Here is a 7,278-nt window from a genome sequence, read left to right on the forward strand (position 1 = left end):
GCAGCTAATAAATATGAAGTGCATTTTGCATAATTCATTTCTTAGAAATAAATTATGTTCAAAAGCACTAGCAACTATAATCTATTTTCCCTTCTTTGACCTATTAGAATTAGAACCCTTATCAAAATCTTTGTCATTAAGTAATTTTTTTGCCGCCTTTGCGTTTTTATTTCCTGCTTTAGCGTCTTTTTCTATTTCACCTATCGTTTTATCATAATATTCTTTAGGAAACTTCTGGTTAATTGAACCTTTCTTATGTTTGGCAATAATATCTTTTGCCTTTTCCCACGCTTCGTAAGTAAGAATTATTGCACCTGCTGTTAGGACAGTTGCAGCAGCTGCTTTAATAGCGATAATTGCTAATGGGGCAAGTACGAATGCAAATTCTCCATCAGGGTCTAAATAATTTACTGGATTATTCAAACAATACGCGAACAGATTATGGCTTAATATTTCACCTTTATTACCCATAAATGAATCCGCATTGATAAACCTCCCCCATTCTGGGTTATAGTATCTACTTTGCAAGTAATACAGTCCTGTCTCAGTGTCATACCTATAACCTCTATACCTATAAGGATTCTCTATAGCTGATTTGTCAACTAGTGCAATTATATCTCCTTGACCATTCCTAACATAGAAGTACTCAGCACCATTTAAGTTCATGCTTACAAGCATTCCGCTTGCATCATATCTGTAATAGATTTTATCAGTTCCATTGTCCTCATATGTTACTCTGTCTCCATCAAGGTGGTAGACTGTTGTTGTGCTACCAACTGTTTTTTCAGTTCTAATTCCATTATCATTATATTTATATGCCGTAGACAGTCCTGAACCCGTTATCGCCTTGAGATTTCTGCCTTCTTCCCAATCATAAGTGTATAGTGTATTTGCACCTTGGTATATGTGTCTCAGGTTTCCAATGCTGTCATAATCAAAAGTCTTTCCATCATAACCAATCATTTTATCTTTCCAGACACTGTCATATGTATAAGTACGAGTTGCTAGAGGTGTCCCGGAGGGCTCAACACTTGGGCTTAATAGACCATATTCCTTTTTGGTTTTAATATTTCCACCCAGGTCATAGTCATAAACAATCGTTAAGCCATTTGTACCCAAGTAAGGGTTATCCTCTCTGATAAGTTCATTCAACTCATTATATTTATAAGTGATGGTCTTATCTGCTATTATAGATTTAATATTTCCTTTAATATCATATGTATAAGCTATACTCTTAGGCATACCACCGTTTGTAATTCCATATGTCATACCTGTGAGCAGAGTAGTTGTACCGTTTGTGTTTGCCTCGTTCATATTATTCTGGTAACTGTTGTATGTGGTTCTATAATAATTATCATTGCTTGTTCCAGCAGTTCCAGTAAATATTGTTGTTTCTTTTGGCCTTCCCAATTCATCATATACCTTATTTATTGAAGCTGTTCTACCGGCATTATACATATTATTTATATCTGTTGTGCTTAGCATATTTTTAGAATAAGCAACAGAGCCGATAAGTCCATTCAACTGATTATTTCCTGATGTGTCACTTCCTATTGCAGTAGTCGCACCATCAAAATTTGCAATGTTAGGTATGCTTATTGGAAGATTGTATGTTGGTGTACCAAATTTACTCCTAATATTCAGACTACCAGTTAAAGTTGTTCCTTGAATTTGCCAGGTTAATGCCATAAAATACCACTGGAAAGCAGGAGGTAAAGGAGATCTAATGTTTGAAGAATCTATTGTTATACCTGGATCAAATGTTCTAGTTGTTCCACCTGTATCTTTTGCCTCAACAATCAAATGTTTATTATTATTAATATATACTGATAAGTTTGCAGTTACAGTACTTCCGCTTTTGACTTCATTAGTCAATACATACCACTTTTCACCAACAGCAGGAGATGTATTGGATAATAGATTAAACCATGCACTAAAAGTACCGGAAGTCTTTGATAAGGTTGGAATCTTGTAAGTAACCTTTGTGCCCGGACTTGTATAAGAAGTATAAGTAGTAGGAAATGATTTTTGCTCCAATTGGACGTTGTCAACCCTAACTAGCTGCTTACCGCTAACATCACATCCCACAAGTACTTTCAATCCATATGTGCCGCTTGGTGCCTGGAAGCTATCTGTGCTTATTCTCATCCACTGACCATCATAATTTATGTTTAGAGGTGCGTTTACAATAGTTGTTGTTTCTACACCACTCTGATTAAGACCAATTACCTTAATCCATGCATTATGCCCTACTGTCTTAAAGGTTTTCAGTTGGATACTTACCACATAATTGTTTGTTGTAGCTAATGCACTTGATGATGTATAACTTTTATTTACAGAAGCTTGCACTGGAGCTGTGCTTTGTGTTTGGTTATACATTTCAAGGCACTTACTGCCATCAACACCGTCATATACTGTTCTAGCTGCTCCTGCTCCAATATTCCATCCCTGCAGGCCATTTTCAAAGGAAGTGTCTGCCCCTAATAGGTTTGTTGTTCCTTGAAAAGCAGCCAGCATTGGAATGCTGTATTCGTCATTTGCGAAGGAAGCATTTTGACTTGTAGGTTTAGTCCCCAATGCACCGTTTAAGTTATTATTTAACGGGAAGTATTCAACAGTTCCATCGTTTTTGCTGTATGTGTTAAAGTATGTCTGCTTTTCTGTTCCTGACTTGTCATATATGTACCCTGTGTGGTAGCTGCTATTATTGACCACTTCCTCTGTTCTTCCCAGTCTGTTTTCAATATCATATTCATAGCTAGTTGTGTTTGTATTAGAGCCGGCATATTCTATAACTTTGGTCTGTCTACCTGATACATCGTATTGATATCTGAAATCCTTTCTACTTGGGCTGTTTGCTGCCAAATCTGTACGGTTTTCATAGTAAGACAGTTTACCGTTTCCGTCATATGAATATTTATATCTAGCATCACCATTATATTTCTTTGCAATCACTCTGTCATACTCATCATAATCAAATCCCACAACATCTCCATTGCCGTATGTTGAACTATTTAACCTGCTTGTATTAGGATCATAGCTATTTGTAATTAGCGGCTGTGCCCCTACGCTTACAGTAGTAAGATTTCTTAACAAATCATAGTTAAAGTTATAATTAAAGCCATTATGAGTTATTTTAGTCAAATTATCTGTTTCATTAAGATTTGCATCCTTCGTTGAGTATTCATTAACTACGTTTCTCATAGTGCCATTATCATTAACAGCTTTAGTAACTGAAGTTATTCTGTTTAAAGTATCATACCCATACGATGTCGTACTATAAACAGCCCCTGTAACACTTTCAAGCTGACTTATAGAGTCAAGTTTTCCATTTACTGTATCATAATTGTAATTTGTATATCTTCCCAATGGATCAACCTGAGTTTTAAGATAATTATTTGTTGTATCATATTCTGATAATGTTTTTATTACATTTGTTCCATCACCAGTTATTGTTCTTCTTACGTTAAAATAGTTATCATAAAGTGTTTCGCTTGTCATATTTTCGGTTGAGCTTGAATTTGATGGGTTATGATTATTATAATCTGTCCTAGTCTCATTTCCCATTGGACTTAAACTATTAGTCAAGTCATTTGTCGCATTATACGTATTAGAGGTTTTATCTTGATTTAGACCAGTAACAGTAGAAACATTACCTTTATTGTCATATGTATATGAATATCCAAATTCTTCTTTATAGAGCTGGAATCCGTCAAAATATACAATATTTAAATTATTGTAATAACATGCTGTCATAACAATACTAGTATAATCACCAAATGCCTGAACTCTGCCGCAAACATACTGCCAATCACTGGTATAAGGGTTGCATGGAAAATAATCACTGTTCACAACTTCAGTACCATTCATAAACTTAACTTCAAGACCAAATGCTCTGTCTGTCGTTGAAATAGGCCAATCCATCTTTGTTCCAGGTGCCGACGTACCTTTAGCCCAGCATCCCACGGAAAACACATCCCCTGATTTACCGTTAGCCCCAGTATTTATTTTTGACCTCAGTGCTTTTGCTATATTGGTCGCACCATAAATTTTGAAACATTTGTTGTCAAGTTTCTGCGGATAATTTGACCCTGTAGTATAGTTATCAACGCCATCCCTGGTTTCACAATTGATCCTTTCCATATACCATGGAACATTATTGACAGTATCGGTATAAGTCATATCTGGATTCTCAATACAGTTATAACTATTTAAGGCAGCACCATCTTCTATCTGCAAGTTATCAAAGTACGCTGTTCCTGTTTCATTAAGTATTGACATGATTACATATACAGTAATACTGTCGCTAGATCCTGTCTGTATAGGAGTATCAAATACCTTATCCACTCTTTGCCAGTCATTTGTTCCGTTTATGTATTGTGAATCCAAAGTAACCAGGTTATTGCTATTATCTGTATACTGGACAGATATGCAAGCTCCGCCTGTTGAACTCTGCTTTGAAACTCCATCACTCTTAATGAATCCTGATAAAGTATATCTTTTACCTCTTTTCAATGATGTAGCATAAGCCCAATTTGATGGATTATAGTTTTGTTTTAAACCAAAACGGCCTGTACCTGCCGATGTTTTTGTTACTTTAAATGCACCGGCTCCAAAATATATTGATTCAACTGATGAACCGCTGCTTGTTATACCGGTTGCATTATTTTCGTTATATACTCCCCAGTATGTATCATCAGTTGTTCCAAAGCTTCCCGAATCACTCACCTTATTCATTACAGGAACCTGCAGCTTGGATTGAACTTTTACCTTATTTCTTTTTACCAAGTCTGTTGGATCCTCATACTGGTAATATGTAGCATCCATCAAATTATTAATAGTGCTAACTGTATTACCATAACTATTAAATTGATAAATAGAGCTTTGCTTGTTAGGATGTGGATACGCTGGTTTAAAAGATGTCTGCCCTGCAGTATAACTAATGCCTACTTCTTGACCATTTGTAGATGAATTGGATTCCTTTATTATTCCAACCTTATCTGTAGTAAAATAGTATGAATATGTATATTTATAGCCAGTGTGATCTGTAATCGTCTCAATTCTATGGTCATTTCCAGCAATCTCTGTTTTATAGGTATAATTACTTTGCTTACTATCTTGATAAGTAATTGTCTTTAATTCATTGGATACATAATCAAATGATTCTTTCACTGTTCCGATAGGATATTCAATACTTGAAAGGTTTCCATTTACATCATAATTCAATTTTGCCTTTCTATCGGCAGCATCAGTTACATAAGTAATATTTGGGCCTGAATACTCTATTATTATTGAATTACCATTACTATCTGTAATTTTTGTAAGCTTTCCTCCAGAATCAAAATCCAAATAATTATCTACCTTATCTTTGATTCTTTTAGTTCCATTAGCATTAATTGTAAGCGAAAGATTTAATCCTGATTCATCAACAAATCCTGATCCATAATCAGAAAAATAATGTTTTGTACCATCTTCATCAGTATAAATATAATACTGAATTCCTCCAATATTACTACCTACAAGTGTTTGTTTCAGGTTTAGGTTCCATCCATAACCAAAGCCATTATTGGTATTCTTATAGGCTGAATTGTAGATATGTTTGATGGATAATGGCATTCTGTTACCATTTAAACTTAAATCATCATGCACAATAACCAGATTTCCATTTGCATCATTTAAATAAGCAGTACCAGCTCGTCCTACATCATTTGAATGATATGTCCAGTAGCCCTCAAGTCCTGCATGGTTAATATAATTCAATGTTATATATGGTTTATTAATCATACTTAGATCTTCGCTGGGATAAAAACTTGAAGCATCGCTTTTAGTCCCATCCTTTGCATACTTCAAAACTACCCCATTATTTTCAATATCACCACTATACCAACCGTTTACAAGTTTTGTTATATCCCACTGATTTGATGTCGCAGATTGAACATATTTATAGTCGGTAGTAATATAATCATCTGTCGGCCTATTGCTCCATGCCAGACCTGTTTCTGTCCATGCACTCGTAACTTTTAACAGATCAATTTGGCCACCAGTTGTTGAAATGTTCTTCAATGAAAGCGTAGCATTTGTTACTATATCGGCTGATGATAAGCTTGGCAAAACAAACTTTAAATATGAGTATTTCCTTGTTCCGGATGCTGAATTTTCTACATACAAATTGCTATTTGAGTAGTTTGTGCTTGGCGAAGCTTCACTTACATAGCTGTCATCTATATATGCAGTGCTAAGCTGTGTAGTTACGTCTGGGTCAATTGTGACAGGATAAGCACGTTCTGAACTGTTAAGCCAGTCAATATCAGGTTTTATTGTCAATGTGTATCCTTTTTTGGTTTCATCAAGCAAAACGCTTATATTCTTGCTTTCTTCACCATTTTTGTCGTACATAAATGGAGCTGCTATAGAAAATATCTTTATGCTTGAATCTTTTTCATCATAAAACTCGATTGTATTATCCTGTAAAAGAGTTGCTTTTAGATTTTTAACATCTAGATCAAATCTAAACTCTAATTGACCTTCTGATTTATCCTTAAGTATTATATTCTCTTTTACTGAACTTGACTCTATTTGATATTTCAAATCAGTGTTATCAAAAACATTTTCGAAACAAACAGTATATGACAAATTTGGCAGAACCATTTTTTTATCATTTTCTGATAGTATATCAGAATCGGTTTTATCATATTCTACTTGGGCAATTGCTTTTTGAATATTTTCCACTCCCCAAGCCAACTCATATTTATCTTTTTTGATATTAACAAGTTTATTTGAATTTGATGATTTTGCTATCTTTATTTTGAAGTCATTTGCTTTATTTGAAAGGTATTGGTTACCAGATACATCTTTTTCAGATATAAGAGAATTATCAATATCTTCGTACTTGTTTCCATTCTTATAGTGGACTGGATACGGATATACCGCAGCTGTAAACGTCATATCGTCTTCTAAGAAATGCTTTACATTAGTACCTCTCTTACCTACATCTTCACCTATAATTTTATGGCTTTTTGCAGGGGGTGCTTTATGTTGTCTAGATTTACATTATCATTAGCAAAAACATTGGCTGGAATAAGACCTATAAGGATACTGCTTATCAATAATGAAGAAATCACTCTAGATTTTAATTTTTGAGCTTGTCCTAGCTTCCGTAGAATTTCGGTAGCTTAGTTTTACGTGGTTTTTCTCATCCTACAGATTGTTTGCTATAATCTTCCACCTTTGAAATATTATTAATAAGGATTGGAAGTAGTTTATATCCTTTAATACGAT

At 34.5% G+C, this 7,278-nt stretch carries 1 protein-coding gene; it reads right to left on the reverse strand.

Annotated elements, in window-relative coordinates:
- Positions 1 to 81: 81 nt before the first annotated feature.
- A complete protein-coding gene (locus tag VIO64_RS16220; RefSeq protein ID WP_331920120.1) occupies positions 82 to 6,945 on the reverse strand; it encodes a DNRLRE domain-containing protein in 6,864 nt (2,287 codons plus the stop codon).
- Positions 6,946 to 7,278: the final 333 nt, after the last annotated feature.

Origin of the sequence: Pseudobacteroides sp. (assembly GCF_036567765.1) — a bacterium.
In the GTDB taxonomy this organism is placed as follows: Bacteria; Bacillota; Clostridia; order Acetivibrionales; family DSM-2933; genus Pseudobacteroides.

Bases quoted from the DNA above. Each gene is read 5' to 3' on its own strand.
- VIO64_RS16220 (WP_331920120.1), bottom strand. From the start codon at position 6,945: ATGACGTTTACAGCTGCGGTATATCCGTATCCAGTCCACTATAAGAAT.